Consider the following 21,675-nt stretch of genomic DNA (forward strand, 5'->3'; position numbering starts at 1 on the left):
GGATGATCGCTTTGTTGCCCGGGTGGGGTCTGGTGTGGTGTCGGCTGCTGGCGTTGGATGCCCGGGCGCGGCCTGGGCGGCTGCTCGCGTGGGCGCCTGGGGTCCGCGGGGTGGCGCCGGAGTGCCACGAATGTGGCTTTGGGGGCCGAATCCGCTCCCAAAGCCACATTTGTGTCCCGGGCGAGGGGGGGCGATGTCACGAATGTGGCTTTCGGGACGTTTGAGGTCTCGAAAGCCACATTCGTGACATGGGGCGTGGGGGTGTGGTGCCGTGAATGTGGCTTTCACGGCGGATTCGGCCGTGAAAGCCACATTCACGGCACTTACGAGGTGGGGATGACGTAGACGTGGTGGGTGTGTTCGGCGTCGAAGGTGTCGGTGAGGGTGCCGTTGGTGAGGGGGAGGGAGCGGTCTTCGAACAGCACCTTCGCCTCGCCGGTCAGGCCGGGGGGCAGGGTGAGGGTTTGCGGGCCCGGGGCGGTGCCGCGTTTGGGCATGGCGAAGATGTACAGGGAACCGTTGTGCCGCTTCATCATGGTGTCCACGTTCGGGCTGAACAAGTGAACCAGCGACTGCGTGTTCAGCACCGGCGCCAGCTCGGTGATCTGCTGGTTCACCTTCGTCACCGCCGGGCGGATTTGGGCGCCGCAGGCGTCGCGGAGGACGTGTTGGGAGACGCAGTCGCCGCCGAAGTTGTGGTTGAAGTAGATGATGCCGCGAGCCTCGTGGATCAGGGAGTTGTAGACGGCACCCGCCAGCTGGTCGCCGGTGATGGTGGGGGCGTCGGCTTCGGTGAACGGGTGGCCGTTCTCGATCAGCGCGTAGATCGGCTGCCGCTGCCCGTCGGCCAGGTCCAGTGAGCGCACGCGGTCCATGGTGCGGCCGTAGTTCGCGGCCACCCGGCACTGCTCCGGGGGCACGCCGATCGCCGGGCCCTCCGAGGGGGAGGCGCAGATGTTCGGGTCGGTGTACCAGTACAGGTCCGCCGAGACGGCACTCGTGTAGTCGTTGACGAAGGGCCGCGCCTGCTCATCGGTTTCCCAGAACATGATGCCCTTGCCGAAGTTCGCGTAACGCAGGCGGCCGTCGTCCGCGGGCAGTTTGTCCAGCAGGGTCTTCAGCACGGTGTAACCACACGGGTCGCTGACGCACACGTCCCCCTTGCCCGGCGCGTTCCCCGTCCACGCGCCGTGACCCGGCCCGGCCCACATGTCGGGTTCGTCGGTCAGCGTCCAGCCGACCGTTTCGGCACCGGCTTCGGCGTTGGGGCCACTGGGGAAAGCGTGCATCCCGGCGTCGCGGACCACCGGGAGCGAGCTGTTCGACGTCAGCTCGAAGTAGGTGTTGATGCCCACGGCCTTGTCCAGTTCGGTGTCCTTCGGGTCGAGCACCGATTCGAACCAGACGCCGATCGGGAAGAACGACGGATCGGTCCAGCCCGCGTCCTTGGCCTTGCCGAACGCGGCGTAGTACTCCGGCCCGCCTTCCCACGGCACCAGCGAGAAGTTCGCCGGCGCGGGACTGGTGGTGGTCACCGGCGGTGGTGGCTGGGACGGCGCGGCAGGCGTGCACGCGAGCGTGAGCAGCACGGTTCCCGACAGGGCCGCCTGCCGCGCGCCCCTCATGCGCTTCGCCTTCGCAGCCCGCGATCATCGGAACGCTGCTCGTAGACCGCCTGACAACCCGCACAGCTCAGGTCGTCGGTGAGCGGATCCCCGCATTCGCACACCCAGCCCTTCTGCCGGGCGGGGTTCCCCGCGACGAAGGCGTGCGCGGGCACATCCCGCGCCACCACCGCCCCGGCCGCGGCGAAGGAGTGCTCGCCGATCTCCGTGCCGCACACCACGACCACGCCGGCGCCGAGGGTGGCGCCGCGGCGGACCTTGGTCAGCAGCAGGGAATCCGGGCCGCGCTTGATGTGCGCGCGTGGCCGCAGGTCGTTGGTGAACACCACGTTCGGCCCCAGGAACACATCGTTCTCGCAGGTCACCCCGCGGAAGACCAGCGTCGCGTTCTTCACCGTCACGTTGTCGCCCAGCACCGCGCCGTCCTCGACGAACGCGCCATCGCAGATGTTGCAGTCCCGGCCGATCTTCGCCCCCGCCAGCACGTGCGCGAACGCCCACACCCGCGTTCCCGCGCCGACCTGGTCGCTCTCGCACAAACCCCGCGGGTGCACCCTGACCTCGGTCATCGAACCGCCTCCATCAGCACTTCCACCACTTGTTCCTGTTGGGCCGCGGTGATCTCCGGGAAGAGCGGGATCGACAGCAGCCGCCCGGCCAGCCGTTCGGTGACCGGGAAATCGCCCGGCCGGTGGCCGAGCGAAGCGAAGGCGGGCGTCAGGTGCACCGGCGTCGGGTAGTGGATGCCCGCACCGATCCCGTTGGCCTGCAGGTGCGCGAGGACCCGCTCGCGGTCGGCGACGCGCAGCACGTACAGGTGCCACACCGGTTCGTTGCCCGGCAGCACCACGGGCCGCTGGACCTCCGGAACCCCGCTCAACAGCACCGAATACCGCTCGGCGGCTTCGCGGCGGGCCGCGTTCCAGTCGGCGAGGCGGCGCAGTTTCGCCGAGAGCACCACGGCCTGCAGGGTGTCCAAGCGGCTGTTGAAGCCCAGCGTGGTGTGTTCGTACTTCCGCGGCGAGCCGTGCTCGCGCAGCAGCCGGATCCGTTCGTCGAGAGCGGCGTCCCGTGTCAGCACGGCACCGCCGTCGCCGTAGGCACCGAGGTTCTTGCCGGGGTAGAAGCTGGTCGCCGCGACATCACCGAGACCGCCCGCGACCACGCCGCGGCGCCGGGCGCCCTGCGCCTGCGCGGCGTCCTCCACCACGTAGGCACCGGCCGCGCGCGCGATCGGCAGGATCTCCTCGACCGCCGCGGTCTGCCCGTACAGGTGCACCGGCAGGATCGCCTTGGTGCGCGAAGTGAGCACGTCGGGGAGCAGCGCCGGGTCGAGCAGCGCGGTCTCCTCGTCGACGTCCACTAGCACCGGCGTCGCGCCCGTGCGTGCCACGGCCTCGGCGGTCGCGATGAAGGTGTTGGCCGGGAGCACGCACTCGTCACCGGGGCCGACGCCCACCGCGCGCAGGGCGAACTCCAGCGCGTCGGTGCCGTTGCCGACCCCGGCGCAGTGCGCCACCTCGGAGAAGGCGGCGAACTCGGCTTCGAACGCGGCGACCTGCGGGCCGCCGACGAACGCGGTCGCCTTGAGCACCGCGGCCCAGCCGTCGGCGACCTCGTCGGCCACCTGCCGGTGCTGTGCGGCCAGGTCGACCAGGGGGATTCCGCTCATCTTGCTGCCCTCTCGCGGGAAAGAACCGGATTGGCGTTGGCGTCGTCGGTGCGGGCCGTGCCACGCAGGCCCTGGTACTTGCGGTGCAGCTTGTAACCGAACAGGCCCGCGGCACTGCGGGCGGCGTCGGCGGCGAGCGGGGCGAGCGGCCGCGGCCCGTAGCGTGCGGCGGTGTACTCGCGTTCCAGCAGTTCGGCGGCACCGCGCAGGCTGAACCGCTCGACCACCAGTTCACGCGAGAACGCGCCGAGTTCCTTGCGCAGTCCCGGATTGCCGATGAGGTGGTCGAGCGCGTCCCGCAGTGCGGGCACCCCGGAACCACGCGAGCCCGGCCCCTGCCCGTACCACCCGGCCGACAGGAACCGCGGTGCCGTCTCCCGGGTCAGCAGTTCGCTGAACCCGCGCTCGCCGACCACCACCAGCGGCTTGCCGAACGACATCCCCCGCAACGCCGAACCGCCCTGCCCGACCAGCACGTCGGCGGCGGCGTAGGCGGGCCGCGGGTCGCTGATCTCGCCGGTCAGCACCACCACGCGTGATCCGGCCAGCTCGTTCGCCCGTGCCGCGTGCGCCTCGACCTCGGGACGGCTGCGGCCGTCACCGACGATCACCAGCTGCACCTTCCGGCCCGCGACGGCCAGCTCACCGACCGCGTCGCACGCCGCGAGCAGCCCTTCGAGCTTCAACTCCGGCACCAGGCGGCACACCATCGCCAGCAACGGCACCGCCGGATCGAGCCCGTGCTCCTCGCGGAACGAGGTCTCCAGATCGGGCCGGTCGCCGTCGGTGTCGACCGGTGGTTCGAGCAGGGTGACCCGCTGGTGCCCGGCGGCGATCGCGGCGGCCCGGATCTCCTCGGTGCCCACGGTCATCGGCACGGTCTTCGGGAAGAACGGCACCACGGACATCGACATCACGGTCGCGTAGACCGCGGTGTCCCGCCGGTTCGCCGTCGCGGCCACGGCTTCCAGCACCGGCGGCCATTCGTGCCCGTGCACCACGTCGATGCCCAGGTCGTCGATCAGCCCGCCGAGCCGCCGCGCCACCCTGGCCGACGGACGACGGCGGTGCAGCGGGATCTCCACGTGCGGCAGGCGCAGCTCGCGCACGTAGTCGACCAGCGGCCCGGGCTCGGACAGCACGGTCACCTCGTGCCCGAGGTCGCGCACGGCCCCCGCCAGCTGCAGCGCGTTGAGCTGGGAGCCGCCGATCTCCATCGCGTGTGGATAGACGAGCACCTTCACCGTTCCCCCAGTGGTTTCGCCGGTACGCCTGCCCAGGTCTGCCCGGCGGGCACGTCGGTGAGCACCACGGAGCCCATGCCGATCACCGCGCCTTCGCCGATCTTCGTGTACTCGCGGACCAGCGCGCCCTGACCCACGTACGCGCACTGTCCGATGTGGACTCCACCGGCGAGCGTGGCCCGCGCGGCGAAGCAGGAGTGGTCACCCGCCTCGTCGTCGTGCGTGAACACCACGTGTGGCATGGCCACCACGTGCCTGCCGATCCGCTGCGGCGCGGTCACCACCACACCCGCGAGCAGGATCGAGCCGACGCCCACCTCCGTGCCCGGCGCCAGTGACGCGGCCGGGTGCACCACGGTGGCGTACCGCTCGTCCGGCAGGTCCAGCCGGGCGGCGAGGTCGCGGCGCGCGTACGGGCGCCGGACGCTCGCCACGCAGAGCACCACCGCCGCGTCCGCCATCTCGTGCACCAAAGTGGACGGTCCGAGCACCGGCAGGCCGTCGATCCGGGTGCCGTGCGTGACCGGGTTGTCGTCCAGCGCGCCGACCGGCTCCCAGCCGGTACCGGCACGCACCGCGGCGAGCGTCTCGCGCGCCAGCCCACCGGCGCCGACGAGCAGCAGCGGACGGCTCACCGGCTCACCACCGGGTGCAGGGCGGAAGCGAGCACGCCGACGATGTGCCGCTGGTCGTCGGCGGTGAGTTCGTGGTGCAGGGGGAGGATCAGCGAGTGCCGCGTCAGCTTCTCGGTGACCGGCAGCGGGACGTGCGCGTGCCCGGCGTACGCGGGTTCGAGGTGCGCCGCCATGATGCCGCGCCGGGCGGAGACCTCGGCGTCCGCGAGCGTGGCGAGCAGGCCGTTGCGGTCCACGTGCTCGTCCAGCAGCACCCAGAACGCCTGGTAGTTCGTCTTGCCGTAGGCGGGGTCGCGCACCGGGCGCACACCGGTCAGCTCGGCGAGCAGTTCGTGGTAGCGCGCGGCCATCGTGCGCCGCTGGGCGACCAGCGGGGTCAGCCGGGTCAGCTGCACCAGGCCCATCGCCGCCTGGATGTCGGTCATCCGGTAGTTGAACCCGGTTTCGAGGTACTGCTCGACGATCGCCGTGCCCGCCGCGTGCCGGTCCGCGGCCGACACGCTCATGCCGTGCTCACGCAGCCGCCGCAGGCGCGCGGCCAGGTCGGCGTCGTCGGTGGTGAGCATGCCGCCTTCGCCGGTGGTCAGCAGCTTGCGCGGGTGGAACGACCACGCGGCCAGCGGCGCCCCCGCCCCGACCTGCTTGCCGAGGTAGGTCGACCCCGCCGCGCACGCGGCGTCCTCCAGCACCGGGATGCCCCCGCACACCCGACGCAGCGCGTCCACGTCGGCGGGCACACCGCCCTGGTGCACGGCGAGCACGGCCTTCGTGCGCGTGGTGAGCACCTCGTCCACGGTCGCCGCGGTCAGGTTGCCGGTCAGCTCGTCGACGTCGGCGAACACCGGGGTGGCACCGCAGTAGCGGACCGCGTTCGCCGTGGCGATGAAGCTGAACGACGGCACCACCACCTCGTCACCCGGCTTCACGCCGAGCGCGTGCAGCGCCAGGTGCAGGGCCGTGGTGCACGAGGACACCGCTACCCCGTGCGCCGCGCCGACCCGCGCGGCGAAGGCCTGTTCGAATTCGGCGACCTTGGGGCCCTGGGCGATCCAGCCGGAGCGGACCACCGCCGCCACGGCGTCGGCCTCCTCGTCCCCCAGCATCGGCCGCATCACCGGAATCACGTGGTTCCCTCCCTGAGAATCCTGCGGTCACTGTTGTCCAGCAGCTCCATCAGCCGGGCCGCGCGTGCGGCCCAGGAATGGCGTCGCGCGAATTCACGCCGTGCCGCCACCCGCGCCTGCGCGGGTGAACCGGCCAGCGCGTCGAGCACCCCGAGCGCGAACGAATCGGCGTCACCGGTGATCTCCAGTTCCCGGAACTGGTTCTGCAACCGGCGGCTGGCCGGCAGGTCCGTGCTCACCACGGGACGGCCGGCGGCCAGGTATTCGAGCGTTTTCAACGGGAAGGAGGCGCGGTTGAACGCGGTGTCGGCGTACGGGGTGAGCCCGACGCCGAACCGGGCCAGATACGGCAGCAGCCGCTCGAACGGCACCGGCCCGGTGTGGTGCACGTTGTCCCGCGCGAGCAGGGCGTCGACCCGTTCCGGCTGCCATCCCGGGTCGCGCGGGCCGACCAGCAGCAGCCCCACCCCGGTGTCCGCGACGGCTTCCAGGAGCCGCAGGTCGATCCGGTCGGACAGCTGCCCGCACAACCCGGCGATCTTGTCCGGGAAGCCCGGCGGCAGCTCGACCGGCGTCACCGAGTCGATCGCGGCGTAGGCGTCGGGGTCGACGCCGTTGGGGAAGACCTCCGGCTCCACCCCCGACTTCCGCCAGCGCTCGGCGAGTTCGGGACCGACCGCGAGCACCAGGTCCGCGTTGGCCAGGTTGCGCTGCTCACCGGCGACGAGCTGACTGACGTCGATGCGCATCAGCTCGGCACCGGCCACCCAGTCGTCGGTCCCGTACAGCACGTTCGTCACGCCTTCACCCCACCGCCCGAGCACGTCGTGCGTGGAGCAGGCGATCACCACCGTCGGCCACCGGCGGGCTTCCCGGAGCTCGCGGCGGATCTGCGCGCGGACCATCGGCCAGGTGGTCGAGCGCACGCCCGGCCGGGACAGGCCCGGCAGGGCGACCGGGGTCAGCCGGGTCAGCCGGTCGGAAACCGGCCGTGACCGCGGTCGCCACTGCCTGCCCGCCCCGGCCAGCCCGCGGTAGCGCGCGGGCGTGGCCGGGGAGACCGGCGGATCGACCCACAGCACGTCGGTGTGCGCGGTCAGCGCCTCGGCGAGCTGCCGTTCCGAACCCTTCACCCCGTCCCAGGGCACCCCCGAGACGAGGACCGCCAGCCGCCGCGTCACGGCGCCGGCTGCCACACGACGTCGACCCAGTAGTTCGCCCCGCGGAAGGACGACTGCGGGAAGCCCGGCCCGGCGTGGTACACGCCGTTGGGCGTGTCCCCGCCGGTCGCGCCCGCGGTCAGCGGGGTACTGGTGACGGCCGTTCGCTCGAAGTAGCTCCCGTCGGAGGAGTAGTGCCCGTTGGGTGCGGTGTACGAGGCGATGTACGACTCACCGGCCTGGATGCTCACCGGGGTGGCGAACAGCAGGGTCTGCCAGCCCGTCGCGGTTTCGTTCACGAAGGTGCCGCTGGCGACCAGCTGCCCGGCGGCGGTCCACAGGCTGCCGGTGTGCGTGCCGGTGTTGCCCGTGCCCTTGTAGAACTTCACCCCGGTGACCGTGCCCGGCACCGACGAGCTGAACCGGACGCCCAGTTCGTACGAGCCGCTGTCGTTCTCCGCCGGCACCGTCGGCACGGTGGCCGCCGAGAACAGCGAACACGGGCAGATCGGCGTGGTCGTGGTGGTGAACGACCAGGTGGTCGGCGTCGGCATGGCGTTGCCGTTGGCGTCGGCCACCTTCAGGTTCGCCGTGTAGGTGGTGCCCGGCGCCAGTCGTGCCGACGGGGTCCAGGTGACCGTCTTCTGGTCGGCGGACAGCGCCGCCGTGCCGGTCAACTTGGCCAGCCCCGGGTCCTGCAGGGTGAACTGCACGCTGGAGAGGTCGATCGGCTCGTTGAAGGTGGCGCTGACCGCCGAGGTCAGCGGCACGCTGGTCGCGGCCGATGCCGGGCTGCGGCCGGTGACCGCCGGTGGCGTGGTGTCGCCGTTGAGCCCGTTCTGGAAGACCACGTCGACCCAGTAGTTCGTCGAGCCCCACGAGTTCTGCGGGAAACCGCCGCCCGAGCCGTAGCGGTAGACGCCGTTGCCGCCGTCGACCCCTTCACCCAGCGCTCGGATGCCGTTGTAGTCGGCGCCCGCGTCGCGGAAGTACGCGTTGTCCCCGGCGTAGTGGCCGTTGGGTGCGTAGTACGAGACCACGTAGGTGGTGTTCGCCTGCACCTGGACCGGCGAGCTGAACACCAGCGTCTGCCAGCCGACCGCGCTCTCGTTGACGAACGTGCCGCTGCGCAGCGGCTGCCCGGCCGAGTTCCACAGCGTGCCGGTGTGCGTGCCGGTGTTGCCCGGTCCCTTGTAGAACCGCACGCCGAGCACGTTGCCCTTGCCGTCGAAGCGCACCTTCGTGCCCAGCTCGACCGGCGAGGAGTCGTTCGGGTCGGCCTTGTTCGCCGGGTGCGTGAAGTCGTCCCAGACCGTGCACGGGCACGCGGCCGGGCGTGGTGAACCGGTGGTGAACTGCCACTGCACCTGCTGGGCCGCGTTGCCCGAGGCGTCCGAGGCACGCACGGTCGCGGTGTAGACCGTGCCCGCGTCCAGCGCCAGCTGCGGGGTGAAGGTCACCTTGCCGCCGACGGTGGACACCGTGCCCGGCTCACTGCCGCCGGGGTAGGTCAGGGTGACCTGGACGGTGCTCGGCGCGACGTTCTCGTCGAAGGTCACCGAGACCGGCGGGCTCGCCGTCTTCACCGAGGTCTCCCCGGCCAGCGGCGCGGTGGACAGCAGCATCGGCGCGCGGGTGTCCGGGCCGGGGTCGAGCGCCCACACCACGTCCACCCAGTAGTTCGTGTCCTGGTAGCTGGTCTGCGGGAAGCCCGGCCCGCCGCCCTTGAACACGCCGTTGGTGCCCTCCACGCCGGACTTCAGCGCGGTCAGCGGGTCGAGCGAGACGCCGTTGCCGGTGAAGGTGAAGTTGTCCGCGCTGTACCGGCCGTTCGGCGCGTAGTACGAGGCCACGTAGGTGACGCCCGCGGTGACCGGCACCGAGGTCGGCAGCGTCAGCGTCTGCCAGCCGGTGGTCGTCTCGTTGGTGAAGGTGCCGGTGCCGAGCAGCTGGCCGTCCTTGGTCCACAGGCTGCCGGTGTGCGTGCCGGTGTTGCCGGGTCCTTTGTAGAACTTGATGCCGCGCACGTACCCGTCCGCCGAGGCGCGCCACTTCACGCCGACCTCGATCGAGCCGGCGTCGTTCGCGGCCGGGTTGACCGGGGTCATCTGCGGGGTCCAGATGCTGCACGGGCAGGTGCGCATGTTCACCGTGATCACCCGGGACACCGGCGCCGACAGGTTCGCCGAGTCGTCCACCGCCCGCACCTTGACCGTCGGGGTGCCCGAGGTGGCCGGGGTGAACTTGTACTGCCAGTTCGTCGTGCCCGCGGTCCACAGGCCGGGGTGCCAGGTGGCGCCGTCGTCCACCGAGACCTCGACGCCGGCCACCTTGCCCGCGGCGTCGGTGACCGTGCCGGAGACGGTGTAGTCGGTGCCGACCGTGGTCGGCGGCGCGCTGGTGATGGCCACCACCGGGGCGGTCGCGTCGGCGCTCGCGGTGGCCTGGACCAGGCCGGGCATCAGCGTCGTGGGCTGCACGCCCATGTCGGCCATCAGGTTCACCGTGGCCTGCTGGATGGCCGGATCGGCGGTCTGGTCGTGCTCTCCGAAGGCGTGCTCGTTGTCCAGGCCCCACGCCCACTGCACGGTCCCGGCGCCGAAGACCAGCGAGCCGCTGGGGTGCCGGTACAGCGTCAGCGCGTGCGTCTTGGTGCCGGAGCCGTATTCGTCCCCTTCGTTCTGCAGCACCCAGAACCCGTCCATGGTGACCGTGGTGCGGGAGAGCTGGGCCGTGCCGGGCGGGGTGAACCCGTTGTCCTCCACCGAGTTCCACTCGTACCCGAGCGTGCCCGGCTTGAAGGTGTAGACGTCACCGGCGGGCTTCTGCGCCACCGCGGTGTTGCGCCAGAGCCGCATCTTGCCGTACGCCGAGGGCACGGTGAGCGCGTCCTCGCGTTTGCCGTTGACGGTGAAGATGTTGCCCAGCAACGCGTTCTCCGGCTTGCCGCCGTCCGAGGGCGGGCTGTAGCGGGCGTCGCGCCAGGTGCCGGTCCAGTCGGGGTGCGGGTCGATCTTGCCGTCGTGCTTGGTCTCCTTGTAGCAGACCACCGTGCGCCAGTCGGTCGGCGTCCCGGCGATGCTCGGCTCCCAGCGGGTCTTCCAGAACACCTCGTTGCCGGTCAGGAAGGCCAGGTGCACCCCGGCGTCGCGGGCGGCCTCCACATTGGACCGCTGCTCCTTCGACCAGTACTCGTCGTGGCCCACGGCCATGAACACCTTGTGGTTCCTGATCAGGTGCCCGCGCCGGGCACTGTCCACATCGGTGGTGTAGCTCATGTCGTAGCCGTTGCGCTCCATGAACTTCAACATCGGGTACTCGGCGTTGAAGATGAAGTTCTCGTCGCCCTGGCCGTAGAGCGGGCGGTTGTAGCTGACCTTGTACGCCGAACCCTGCGGCCCGGGCCCGGTCGGGTTCGCCGGCTGGCCGGGGCCGGGCTCGCTGTAGGTGGTGAAGTACATGCTGTTGCCCGCGCGGTTCGGCCCGTTGCCGTAGGTGTTGTAGGCCTGCCAGGTCGAGTCCGAGGTCTGGAACAGGACCTTCGAGGTGCTCGCGTCGTCGCGCACGACGAAGGCGACCTCGTTCTCCGGCGGGTTGCTCGCCAGTTCCTCCGGGGTCAGGTTCGACCGCCGCAGCACCGCGTAGTACAGCCCCGAGGTGGCGTTGGCGGGCACCGTCCAGGTCACCGACGGCGCCCAGTTGCCGCAGTCGAGCAGTCCGGTCGCGTCGGTCAGGCAGGCGGGCTGCGACTGGACGGAGTTGCGGCTGGCGGTGCCCATGTACCGCGCGCCCTTGCCCTGGTAGTAGCCGAGGCGGTAGATCGTCACCGAGTACCCGGGCGCGCTGGTCTTGACCTTGAAGGTGACCGTGGAGCCGGGCGTGGCGCTGATGTCGGTGGTGAAGCCGGAGATGGTGTCGTCGAAGTTGGACACCTGCCAGTCGTCGGTGCCCGCGACCTCGTTCTCGCAGGCGATCTTGTTCGCGCAGGCCGCGTGCGCCTGCGGCACCCCGCCGAACGGCACGGGCACGACCACCAGGCCACCCGTGAGCACGAACAACACCACGGCCAGCAACAGCGGCCGTCCCCTCTTGCGCTCCCCCTGGCTGGAATGGGCGTGCATGGCTATGCCTTCCGTTCAAAGGGAGGTCACCGGCACCGGCGAATCCGGTGGTCAGACGCCCAGAAAATCGAGGTGGGAGCGGTTTCTGTTACAGAATCCGGGCCCCGGTCACGCGAATGGGCCGTAGCAATTCCATAACGCCGGAACCGGCGAGTACCGCACTACATAACGTAATGGCGAAAAAGGGTAAAGCGGCCGAACAGGTGGGAAATCACGAAGGGAGTTGATCTTGGGTTTTTTCCGCCACCAGCACCGGTGAGTTCTCGTCCAGGACCTCCACGCGCAGGTCGATCGAGGCCTTGTCCACGCACTTCCCGGTCCGGGCGTCCCAGATCCAGTGGTGCCGCGGGCACTCGATCCGGCCGCCGCCGATGTCGGCGAAGCTCAGGTCCTCCCCGGCGTGCGGGCAGAACCGCTGCAACCGCAGCCCGCCCCGCTCGATGGTCTCGGTGTTCTGGCGTTCTCGCAGCATCTGCATGGTCTGCGCCGGGTGGTTGCCGTAACGCAGCAGGCCCATGAAGGTCAGGTCGAACACGTCCGGCTCGCGGTGCAGGCCCAGCCGCATCGACAGCAGCGCCTCCTCCCAGCCGGTCCGGCCGTCGACGATCGCGCGCAGCACGCGCGGCGGCACCAGGAGCGTGTAGTCCGGGTCGTAGGGCTCCTCGCCCTCGATCACGAAGTGCTCGGCCAGCCTGCCGAGGCGCACGTCCCAGTTGGTGGTGCCGGTGATCAGCCGGATGTCCTTGCTGTAGTCGCCGAGGAAGCGCTTGTTCCACCGCTGCAGCGTGCTGAAGTACCCCTCGACCTCGCCCATGGTGACCTCGGGTTCGGGACCTTCGTGGAACTCCTCCCACTCCGCGCGGCGGCGCTCGCGGTAGGCGCCGAGGTCCTCGTCGAGCGTGCTGTCCGGCAGGCGCCGGGTCACCGCGGTCTTCGCCGCCGGGTCCACGTCGAGCGAGTCGCCGGGGCCCAGCCGCAGCACCTCGATGTCCGGGCACGCCTCGGTGAACCCGTCGGCGACCTGGTCCCACACCGGGAAGATGGTGCTGTCGCGGTCGTTGTACTCGGCCAGGTCGGGGTCGAGGAAGCAGGCGGGCCCGGCCGAGGGCAGGTACGCGCGGGCCCCGGTCAGCTTCGCCTTGCGGTAGAGCGTGTCCATCAGGTCGCCGCGGACCCCGGCGACCTTCTCGGCCATCAGCGCGGGCGGGTAGTCGTAGCAGTTCGGGTACCACATGGCGCCGGAGAACTGGGCCGCCAGCAGGTCCACGTCCGTCGGCAGTTCGGACATGGCGGTGTTGCAGTCGTTGAGGTCGAGGAAGCGGTAGCCGTCGACGTCGACGAGCAGCCCGCTGTCCTCCTTGTGGCTGGTGTCCAGGTAGACCGTCACGGTGAAGCCCGGCGCCAGCTCGAGGGATTCCTTGTGCTCCAGCGCGATCACGTTCTCGAAGCCGAGCGCGCGGAAGTGCTTGACCATGATCTTCGAGCGGTACTTCGCCACCAGCACGGTGATCGAGCGGTCCAGCCCGGCGAGCAGCTTCTCGTCGTAGTGGTCCTCGTGCGCGTGCGAGACGTAGAGGTAGTCCCAGTGCCCGTCGCGGACCTCGGGCAGCAGGTGCCGGTTGTCCGGGTAGGGGAACCACGAGCCGAGGAACGCCGGGAAGAACCACGGGTCCATCAGCAGCCGGGTGCCGTTGTGCTCGACGGTGAACCCGGCGTGCCCGAGGTAGCGGATCTCGGCCATCACGCCTCCTGCTTGCTCTGCCGCCACCACTCGACCAGCCCGCGCAGGCCGTCGGGCAGCTTGATCCGGGGTTGCCAGCCGAGGTCCGCCGCGGCCGCGGAGATGTCGGCGAGCCGCCGGGTGACGCCGTTGACCGCGCGCTCGGGGCCGTGCTCCGGTTCCAGGTCCGAGCCCATCGCGGTGAGCAGGTTCAGCGCCAGCTCGCGCAGGCTGGTCTCGGTGGCGTTGGCGATGTTGTAGACGCGGTCGGTGACCGGGGCGCGGGCGGCCAGGAGGTTCGCCCTGGCGATGTCGTGCACGTGGACGAAGTCCATCGTCTGCGCGCCGTCGCCGTGGATCAGCGGCGGCCTGCCCTCGGCGATGCGCTCCATCCAGCGGATCAGCACCTCGGTGTAGAGCCCGTGCACGTCCATCCGCGGGCCGTAGACGTTGAAGTAGCGCAGGGCCACGTAGTCCAGGTCGTACATCGCCTTGAAGCTGCGCAGCATGCCCTCGTTGAACGCCTTGGCGGCGCCGTAGAAGGTGTCGTTGTTGTACGGGTGGTGGCGCTCGCCGGTCGGGAAGCTCTCCGCCAGCCCGTACACCGAGGCCGACGAGGAGGCGATCACCTTGCGCACCTTCGCCGCCGCGGCGGCCTCCAGCACGGTGAACGTACCGTCCACGAGCGACTCCAGGGCCAGGCGCGGCTGCTCGGCGCACTGGGTGATCCGGATCGCCGCGAGGTGGTAGACCAGGTCGATGCCGCGGGTCAGCTCGTGCACCAGCCCGGCGTCGTTGATGTCGCCTTCGACCACGGTCAGCCGCTCACCGGCCGAGTCCGCCAGGTTCTCCCGGCGCCCGCGCACGAAGTTGTCCAGCACGACGACCTCCGCCGCCCCGGCCGCCACCAGCTGGTCCACCACCGCCGAGCCGATCGTGCCCGCGCCTCCGGTGACCAGGCAGCGCTGTCCTTCGATGGGCTGCGCACTCACGCCATGACCTCCGTCTTGAGGGGGACGAACGTCCCACCGGCTGCCAGGCTTTCGCTGGCGGCTTCGAGCAGGGCAAGCACCCGCAGGCCCGAGCGGCCGTCGGTGAGCGGGCGGCGGCCTTCGGTGATCGAGTCGGCGAACTCCGCCATCACCGCCCGCAGGGCTTCGCGCTCGGTCAGCGCCGGGGCGACCATGTCGCCGACGCGGTAGGAGATGATCGCCTGCTCGCGCTTCTCCTCGCCCAGGTCCGCCGGCGTGCTGCGGTCCACCCCGCGGTCGTAGATCGACAACCGCTGGCTCGGGTTCAGGTCGTCCCACACCACCGTGCGGGCCGACCCGCCGATCACCATGGTGCGGATCTTGGTCGGCGACAGCCAGTTCACGTGCACGTGCGCCATCGCGCCGCCGGTCAGCCGGATGGTCAGGTGCGCGACGCAGGCGCGCCCGGCGCCGATCGGGTCCGACCCGTGCGCGGCCACCTCCAGCGGCTCCACCCCGTCCGGCAGGATCGCGCCGAACACCGACAGGTCGTGCGGTGCCAGGTCCCACAGCACGTCCACGTCCGGCTGCACCAGCCCGAGGTTGATGCGCACCGAGTCCAGGTACTGGATGTCGCCGAGCTCCCCGCCGCGCACCAGTTCCCGCAGGTGGCGGACGGCGGGCGTGTAGCAGTAGGTGTGGTCGAGCATCAGCACCAGCCCGCGGCTCTCGGCCGCCTCGACCAGCTGCCGCCCCTCGGCCAGGTTCGCCGCCAGCGGCTTCTCCACCAGCACGTGCTTGCCCGCTTCGAGCGCGGCGAGCGCGACCTTCAGGTGCGTGCCCGCCGGGGTGGCGATGGCCACCGCGTGCACCGCGGGATCGGCCAGCACCTCGTCGAGCGAGGCGCTGGCGCGCACCGTCGAGTAGTCGCCGAGCACCCGCCGCGCGCGGGACACGTCCAGGTCACACAGGTACTCCAGGCGCAGGCCCGGTGTCGCCTGCGCGTTCCGGACCAGGTTCGGGCCCCAGTACCCGGCACCGATCACGGCCAGGCCGATGCGTTCCACGTCCGACTCCCCGTTCCGCGGGCACCCCTGCGGCCCCGGCTCCACGCTGTGATTCGCCGGGCCCCGAGCAGTCGTTACACGGAGCGTGAACGCGCGATCGCGCTACGGTTCGTGAATCACCGACCGCAACTCGGCGATGGCGGCCGTTTCGGCCTCGTGGATGACCTCCAGCCGGCGCGCGAGCCCGGCGAACAACGCCAGTACGTCCTCTTTGGACAGTGGGCAGGCGGCGTCGCACTGGGCCCGCAGCATCCACAGCTCGGCCGCGGCCTGCCCGGCGGCCTGCTGCCTCGCGTCACCCTCGGCGAAGACGCCGTCGGCGATCGTCGAGGTCAGCTCGCGCATCCGGGCGAACGGCTCGACCGCCGGGTCGAGCGCGGCCTCGGCGAACTGGTGCCAGAGCTCGTCGATCTCCCGCCACCGGTGCGCCTGTTCGGCCAACCGGGGTAGTCCGAGCACCCCGGCGGACTCGGTCAGCGCGTCGGCGAACAACCCGCGCAGGCTGCCGCCGGTCATCCCGGCCGGGGTGACACCGTCCCAGATGGACAGCAGCGTGCCGGTCAGCCCGCCGCGGTCGGCGAACACCGTCGGCCAGCCCTTCGGCTTCCGGTCGTCGGTCAGCAGGCGCGCCCATTTGGCCCAGGCGGGCAGGGCGAAGGAGGCGGACTTCGCGGAGAGCCGTTCGGCGCACTCGGCCAGTCCGGCACGCACCGCCACCCGCAGGTCTTCCGCGCTGATCCCACCCTCCGGCGGTTCCAGCCGGACGAGCAGGTTCTGGTACGAGACCACCCGGCTGCGGGCCCGGTCGAAGGCCGCGCGCTCGACCGTCAGCGGGGCCAGGTTGCGGTCGTCGACCAGCACCCGCCCGTACTCCTCGCCGTAGGCCACGACGAAGTGCCCGCCCATCGCCTCGGTGCTGGCCGGCAGGTGCCAGTACCCGAGCAGGTAGCGGTCGGGCAGCACGATCACCGCGTGCCCGGCCGCCAGTTCCGCGGTCAGCCGCTGCGCGGCCCGCACCGCGCCGGTGGTGGTGTGCACCTCGGCCGGGACGCCCAGACGATCCACAGTGGACTGCAACCACGCCTGCGGGTACTGCCAGCGGCCGCGGAAACCGAGCACGAGCGGCTTGTTGCCGTCGTGCTGGAACTCCCACAGCAGGTAACCCGCGCCGATCCCGCCGGCGCAGGCGAAGACCAGCGCCTCGCTCAGCGGCGTCCCGCCGGGACCGTGGAAACCCCGGCCCGCCAGGACGTTCGTGATCGCCGAGACATCCGGCTGGACCCCGCCGCGCAGCTGATGACCCTGATCGCCCACTGGCCGTCCTCGGTGCACTCGCCCCGGTTGGAGCGACCAGTAAATAGGCGGGCGGCTGCGCAGTCAACGAACAGTTGCCAATCGGTGACTAAAGTGGAGCGACCACCGGGATGACCTCGCGCGCGATGAGCTCCAGCGGCTCGATCCGTTCGGCGCCCCACGTACCGCCGATCACCGCGTCCACCCCGAGTCCGGCCAGCCGCCGCAGTTCGCCGACCAGCTCGTCGATGCGCTCGCCGTGTTCGCCGATGTGCAGCGGGTGGTAGACGGTCTTGGTGATCTCGTCGTAATCGCGGCCCTCGCGTTCGCAGTGCGCGCGCAGCACGCCGAGCTTGTGCTCGAGGTCCGGGGTGTTGAACAGGTTGCACGCCTGGCCGTACTTCGCCACGAAGCGCAGGGTCTTCTTCTCGCCACCGCCGCCGATCATGATCGGCGGGTGCGGCCGGCTCAGCGGCTGCGGCACGTTCAGCAGGCGCTCGGCCTCGACGTGCTCGCCGGAGAACGGCTTGTCCGCCGCCGACCACATCTCCAGGCAGTACCGCAGGGAGTCCTCGAGCAGTTCGAACCGCTCGGCGACCGACGGGAAGCGGAAGCCGAGCCCGCGCGCCTCCTCCTCGTTCCAGCCCGCGCCGACCCCGAGCATCGCGCGCCCGCCGGAGAGCACGTCGAGCGTGGTGACGGTCTTCGCGAGCAACCCGGGGTGGCGGTAGAAGGCGCCGGTCACCACTGTCAGCAGCTTCACGCGCTCGGTGTGCGCGGCGAGGAAGCCCAGCGTGGTGTAGGCCTCCAGCATGTCCTTCTCCGGCGGCCCGATGACGTGGATCTGGAAGAAGTGGTCCATCACGGCCAGGTAGGCGAACCCGCTCCGGTCGGCCGTGCGGGCGATCTCGGCGAGGTCCGCGCCCAGTCGCGCGGGCCCGCCGTCGTAGGTGAAGTCCGGTATCTGCAGCCCGATTTCCATCTCCGCAACGTACTACTCCGATCACCGGGGGTGACCTGGAATTCAGGCTGTCTTCAACCGGGCTTCAGCGCTCAGAAACCGGTGATGGCGAGCAGCGCGTCCTGCCGTGGGTCGAGCACGTAGACGGTGCCGGTGTGCTGGTCCACGGCGACGTCCCCGGCGTTGGTGCCCAGCGCCAGTTCCCCGGTCACCTCGTTCGCCGAGCCGTCGATCCGCGCCAGCCCGTTCGGCCCGCCGTTGGTGTAGACCGTGCCGCTTCCCTGGTGCACCGCGACCGAGGAGGCCGCGCTGGGCAGGAGGATCTCGGCCTCTTCGGTCCTGGTTTCCCCGTCGAGGACGGACAGGTGGTGGATGCCGGAGTTCGCCACGTACACCTTGTTCCGCTCTTCGTGCAGGTCCAGCCCGGCCGGGGCCTTCCCGACCGGCACCGAGGCGACGAACGACGCGGCCGCGGTGTCCAGCACTTCGACGGTCCTGCTCTGATCGCCGGTGAAGTAGGCCACCTGGCGCCCGCTGTCCACGCGGACCCCGGCCAGCGGACCCGCTTCGCCGGGCAGGGTCTCTCGCAGCGTGTTGCTCACGCCGTCCAGCACGGCCACCGAGCCGTCCGGCCCGCCGGTGGCGTAGACCGCGTTCGCTTCCTCGTCAACGTCCACTGTGGACATTCCGGGACCCGCGGCGATCACGCCGAGCACGGCGGAGTTGTCGCCGTCGAGCACGGTCACCGTGCCCGCGACCGCGTTGGCCGCGTACACCCGGCCGGTCCGTTCGTCGACCGCGATGTCGCTCAGCGGGCCGCCGAGCGGGACGGTGGCGACGACCACGTTGCCCGAGACCGCCGCGACGGCGTTGCGCGCGGCCACGTACACGGTGCCGGTACCGGAGTTCACCGCGACGGCGACCGGCCGCTGGCCCACGGCGACGGTCACCACGTCCTCGGCGTCGGCCGCCGGGGCCGTGAGCGCGGCAGCCAGGCACAGCGCGGCCACCAGCCTCGGAATCACTCGTGCCCGCATGGTGTCCTCATCGATCAGCCGTGGGTAGCGCCCCTGTCGCGTGGTGTCACCTCCAAACCGACCCTAACTCCGGCGTACCGGGGCCGCCGGTTGTGCGGCCGCCCAACCGGGTGAGGGGCGCAGCGGAACCTCGTGCGCTCCGCACGCGTTCTGACTCCGGGAGCCGATACGCGGGAAGGAGGCGGCCGGTCAGTGCACAAGCACCGCAACGGGGTCCGGACGGCGTTGCTGCTGGGCCTGCTCAGCGCCCTGATCATCGCGATCAGTTCCGCCTTCGGCCGCACCGCGCTGATCGCCGGTCTGGTGCTGGCGCTGGGGATGAACGGCTTCGCCTACTTCCGCTCGGACAAGCTGGCGCTGCGGGCCATGCGGGCCCGGCCGATCTGCGAGGTCGAGTACCCCGCCATCCACCGCATCGTGCGCGAACTGGCCACCAGCGCCCGGCAGCCGATGCCCGCCCTGTACCTGAGCCCGACCGTCGCGCCGAACGCCTTCGCCACCGGCCGCAGCCCGCGGCACGCGGCGGTCTGCTGCACCACCGGCATCCTCGAACTGCTCGACGAGCGCGAGCTGCGCGCGGTGCTCGGGCACGAACTGGCCCACGTCTACAACCGCGACATCCTGATCTCGTCGGTGGCGGGGGTGCTGGCCAGCGTGGTCGGCGTCGCGGCCAACGTGGCGATGTTCGCCGGCGTGTTCGGCGGCGGTGACCGCGACGACGACAACCCGCTGGTCACCCTGCTGCTGGTGCTGATCGGCCCGATCGCGGCCGGCATCGTGCGGATGGGCGTGAGCCGGTCGCGCGAGTACGAGGCGGACGCCTCGGGCGCCGCGCTGACCGGCGACCCGCTCGCGCTGGCGTCCGCGCTGCGCAAACTCGACGCGGGCACGAGAGCCGCTCCACTGGCGCCCGAGCCGCGGCTCGTTTCCCAGTCGCACCTGATGATCGCGAACCCGTTCCGGCCGGGGGAGAAGTTCTCGCGCTGGTTCTCCACCCACCCGCCGATGGAGGAACGGATCCGCCGCCTGGAAGACCTGGCGCGGCGCTAGGTGCTGTCCGGTGAGTCTGGTCGATGGGCTTCGTGATCCAGGTGGTTCCTGGCGGTGCGGGCGGGTCGGCCTCGTACTGGCCGTACTCGGCCGAGCCCGCCCGTGCCGTCAGGGGCCGCCTGGGCGCGGAGAGCGCGACCTTGGCTTACCGGACAGCGCCTAGGTTCGCGCCTGCCGTTTTGGCCACGGCCATCAGGTAGTCGCCATAGCCGGATTTCGCCAGCTGCGCGCCGAGCGCGAAGCATTCGTCCGCGGTGATGAAACCCATACGCAGCGCGACTTCTTCGAGGCAGGCGATCCGCACGCCGGTCCGGTGCTCCAGCACCTGCACGAACTGTCCGGCTTCGAGCAACGAGTCGTGCGTCCCGGTGTCCAGCCAGGCGAACCCCCGCCCGAGGTCGACCAGCCGTGCGCGCCCGGCACGCAGGTAGTCCAGGTTGACGTCGGTGATCTCCAGCTCACCCCGCGGCGACGGCTTGAGGTCGCGGGCGATGTCGAGCACGTGGTTGTCGTAGAAGTAGAGCCCGGTGATCGCCTTGTTCGACTTGGGCTGCGCGGGCTTTTCCTCGATGGAGACCAGATTTCCCGAGTCGTCCACCTCGCCGACGCCGTAGCGTTCCGGATCCTTCACCGGGTAGCCGAACAGCACGCAGCCGTCCAAATTGGACACCTCGGTCTGCAGTCGGCTGGAGAAGCCCTGGCCGTAGAAGATGTTGTCGCCGAGCACCAGCGCCACGTCGTCGTCACCGACGAAGTCCGCGCCGATGATGAACGCCTCGGCGAGCCCGTTCGGGCTGGGCTGCTCGGCGTAGCTGAAGTTGAGCCCGAACTTGCCGCCGTCCCCGAGCAGGCGCCGGAAGTTCGGCAGGTCGTCGGGGGTGGAGATGATCAGGATGTCGCGGATGCCGGCGAACATCAGCACCGAGATCGGGTAGTAGATCATCGGTTTGTCGTAGACCGGCAGCAGTTGTTTGGAGACCGCCTGCGTGATCGGGTGGAGCCGCGTCCCGCTGCCCCCGGCCAGCACGATGCCCTTCATTCGCTCCCCAATCCAGTTTCCGGCTGCACCGGGCCCACAGTATCGGGTCATTTACATACATACAGTCTGTATGTAACCATGACGGCATGAGACGCAGTGATGAGCTGGGGGCGCCCGCGGTGGTCGAACTGCCGCAGGGCGTGGTGCGGTACTTCGAGCGGGGCGCCGGGCGGCCCGTGGTCTTCGTGCACGGCCTGCTGGTGAACGCCGAGCTGTGGCGCAAGGTGGTGCCCGCCGTCGCGGACGCCGGTTTCCGCTGCCTGGCCCCGGATCTGCCGATGGGCGCGCACGAGTTCCCGCTGCGGCCGGACGCGGAGCTGAGCCCGCCCGGCATGGCCGACCTGATCGCGGACTTCCTGGACGCGCTGGACCTGCGAGACGTGCTGCTGGTGGCGAACGACACCGGCGGCGCCATCACGCAACTGCTGCTGACGCGGCGCCCGGAGCGCGTGGGTGCGGTGGTCTTCACGCCGTCGGACTGCTTCGAGTGCTTCCTGCCGCCGATCTTCGGCCCGCTCCCGAAGCTGGCGCGGATCCCGGGGTTCGGCCTGATCGCCACGGCCCTGTTGCGGGTGAAACCGCTGCAGAACCTGCCCTTCACCTTCGGCCTGGCCACCAAACGGCCGGTCGACGCGGAAATCGTGCGGCGCTACCTCGACCCGCCGTGGCACAGCGCGGGCGTGCGCCGTGACCTGCGGAAGTTCGTCCGCCGACTGGACAACCGCCACACGCTGGAGGCCGCGCCCAAGCTCGCCGCCTTCGACAAGCCGGTGCTGCTCGCCTGGGCCACCGAGGACCGGCTGTTCCCGCTGCCGCTGGGCCGCCGCCTGGCCGCGGCCTTCCCGAACGCCCGGCTCGCCGAGATCGACGACTCCTACACCTTCGTGCCGGAGGACCAGCCGGGTGTGCTGGCCGGGCACATCGTCGAGTTCGCGGGCGTCATGGCAGATTGACCG

General features: G+C 70.7%; 17 protein-coding genes. 2 read left to right on the top strand and 15 right to left on the bottom strand.

The features are described from left to right. Positions 1-323: 323 nt before the first annotated feature. The 14 genes from JOM49_RS09235 to JOM49_RS09300 all read right to left on the bottom strand — a co-directional run bounded on the left by JOM49_RS09235 (position 324) and on the right by JOM49_RS09300 (position 18,630). A complete protein-coding gene (locus JOM49_RS09235) occupies positions 324-1,625 on the bottom strand; it encodes a hypothetical protein (protein WP_209663914.1) in 1,302 nt (433 codons plus the stop codon). After that, positions 1,622-2,194, bottom strand: a complete 573-nt coding sequence (locus tag JOM49_RS09240; RefSeq protein WP_209663915.1) for an acyltransferase — start codon at positions 2,192-2,194, stop codon at positions 1,622-1,624. The genes JOM49_RS09235 and JOM49_RS09240 overlap by 4 nt, the downstream gene beginning before the upstream one ends. Continuing rightward, positions 2,191-3,297: a DegT/DnrJ/EryC1/StrS family aminotransferase gene (locus JOM49_RS09245; protein WP_209663916.1), complete on the bottom strand. Its 1,107-nt coding sequence runs from the start codon at positions 3,295-3,297 to the stop codon at positions 2,191-2,193. Before JOM49_RS09245 ends, JOM49_RS09240 begins: the two co-directional genes overlap by 4 nt. Next, positions 3,294-4,541, bottom strand: a complete 1,248-nt coding sequence (locus JOM49_RS09250; RefSeq protein WP_209663917.1) for a glycosyltransferase family 4 protein — start codon at positions 4,539-4,541, stop codon at positions 3,294-3,296. Before JOM49_RS09250 ends, JOM49_RS09245 begins: the two co-directional genes overlap by 4 nt. Continuing rightward, positions 4,538-5,176 (bottom strand): NeuD/PglB/VioB family sugar acetyltransferase, encoded by a 639-nt coding sequence (locus JOM49_RS09255; RefSeq protein ID WP_209663918.1) that lies wholly within the window; start codon positions 5,174-5,176, stop codon positions 4,538-4,540. Before JOM49_RS09255 ends, JOM49_RS09250 begins: the two co-directional genes overlap by 4 nt. Further along, on the bottom strand, positions 5,173-6,300 hold the full coding sequence (locus JOM49_RS09260) for a DegT/DnrJ/EryC1/StrS family aminotransferase (protein ID WP_308158696.1): 1,128 nt from the start codon (positions 6,298-6,300) through the stop codon (positions 5,173-5,175). The genes JOM49_RS09255 and JOM49_RS09260 overlap by 4 nt, the downstream gene beginning before the upstream one ends. Then, complete coding sequence (locus JOM49_RS44035; protein ID WP_209663919.1) at positions 6,297-7,481, bottom strand: glycosyltransferase; 1,185 nt, start codon at positions 7,479-7,481, stop codon at positions 6,297-6,299. The genes JOM49_RS09260 and JOM49_RS44035 overlap by 4 nt, the downstream gene beginning before the upstream one ends. Beyond that, positions 7,478-11,581: a DUF4082 domain-containing protein gene (locus JOM49_RS09270; protein ID WP_209663920.1), complete on the bottom strand. Its 4,104-nt coding sequence runs from the start codon at positions 11,579-11,581 to the stop codon at positions 7,478-7,480. The genes JOM49_RS44035 and JOM49_RS09270 overlap by 4 nt, the downstream gene beginning before the upstream one ends. 211 nt (positions 11,582-11,792) lie before the next feature. Continuing rightward, on the bottom strand, positions 11,793-13,322 hold the full coding sequence (locus JOM49_RS09275) for an MBL fold metallo-hydrolase (RefSeq protein WP_209663921.1): 1,530 nt from the start codon (positions 13,320-13,322) through the stop codon (positions 11,793-11,795). Then, a complete protein-coding gene (locus JOM49_RS09280) occupies positions 13,322-14,293 on the bottom strand; it encodes an NAD-dependent epimerase/dehydratase family protein (RefSeq protein ID WP_209663922.1) in 972 nt (323 codons plus the stop codon). Before JOM49_RS09280 ends, JOM49_RS09275 begins: the two co-directional genes overlap by 1 nt. After that, positions 14,290-15,339 (bottom strand): Gfo/Idh/MocA family protein, encoded by a 1,050-nt coding sequence (locus tag JOM49_RS09285; protein ID WP_209663923.1) that lies wholly within the window; start codon positions 15,337-15,339, stop codon positions 14,290-14,292. Before JOM49_RS09285 ends, JOM49_RS09280 begins: the two co-directional genes overlap by 4 nt. A 102-nt stretch (positions 15,340-15,441) precedes the next feature. Beyond that, complete coding sequence (locus tag JOM49_RS09290) at positions 15,442-16,653, bottom strand: BtrH N-terminal domain-containing protein (protein ID WP_282770174.1); 1,212 nt, start codon at positions 16,651-16,653, stop codon at positions 15,442-15,444. An 88-nt stretch (positions 16,654-16,741) separates the two neighbouring features. After that, on the bottom strand, positions 16,742-17,614 hold the full coding sequence (locus JOM49_RS09295; protein WP_209663924.1) for an LLM class F420-dependent oxidoreductase: 873 nt from the start codon (positions 17,612-17,614) through the stop codon (positions 16,742-16,744). Positions 17,615-17,685: 71 nt separating this feature from the next. Then, positions 17,686-18,630, bottom strand: coding sequence for a YncE family protein (locus JOM49_RS09300; protein ID WP_245369276.1), 945 nt, complete (start codon positions 18,628-18,630; stop codon positions 17,686-17,688). 192 nt (positions 18,631-18,822) lie between these two features. On the opposite strand from JOM49_RS09300, the gene htpX reads away from it, so the two are divergent. Next, positions 18,823-19,680, top strand: coding sequence for a zinc metalloprotease HtpX (gene htpX / locus JOM49_RS09305; protein ID WP_209663925.1), 858 nt, complete (start codon positions 18,823-18,825; stop codon positions 19,678-19,680). 145 nt (positions 19,681-19,825) lie between these two features. Here the strand turns inward: htpX and rfbA are convergent, their stop codons facing one another. Further along, entirely contained in the window at positions 19,826-20,719 is an 894-nt protein-coding gene (gene rfbA, locus JOM49_RS09310; protein ID WP_209663926.1) for a glucose-1-phosphate thymidylyltransferase RfbA, read from the bottom strand. Between the two features lie 86 nt (positions 20,720-20,805). Here rfbA and JOM49_RS09315 point away from each other — a divergent pair, with 86 nt between their 5' ends. Continuing rightward, positions 20,806-21,672: an alpha/beta fold hydrolase gene (locus tag JOM49_RS09315; protein ID WP_209663927.1), complete on the top strand. Its 867-nt coding sequence runs from the start codon at positions 20,806-20,808 to the stop codon at positions 21,670-21,672. The last annotated feature ends 3 nt before the right edge of the window (positions 21,673-21,675 follow it).

It is taken from the genome of Amycolatopsis magusensis (genome assembly GCF_017875555.1).
Taxonomy (GTDB): Bacteria; Actinomycetota; Actinomycetes; order Mycobacteriales; family Pseudonocardiaceae; genus Amycolatopsis; species Amycolatopsis magusensis.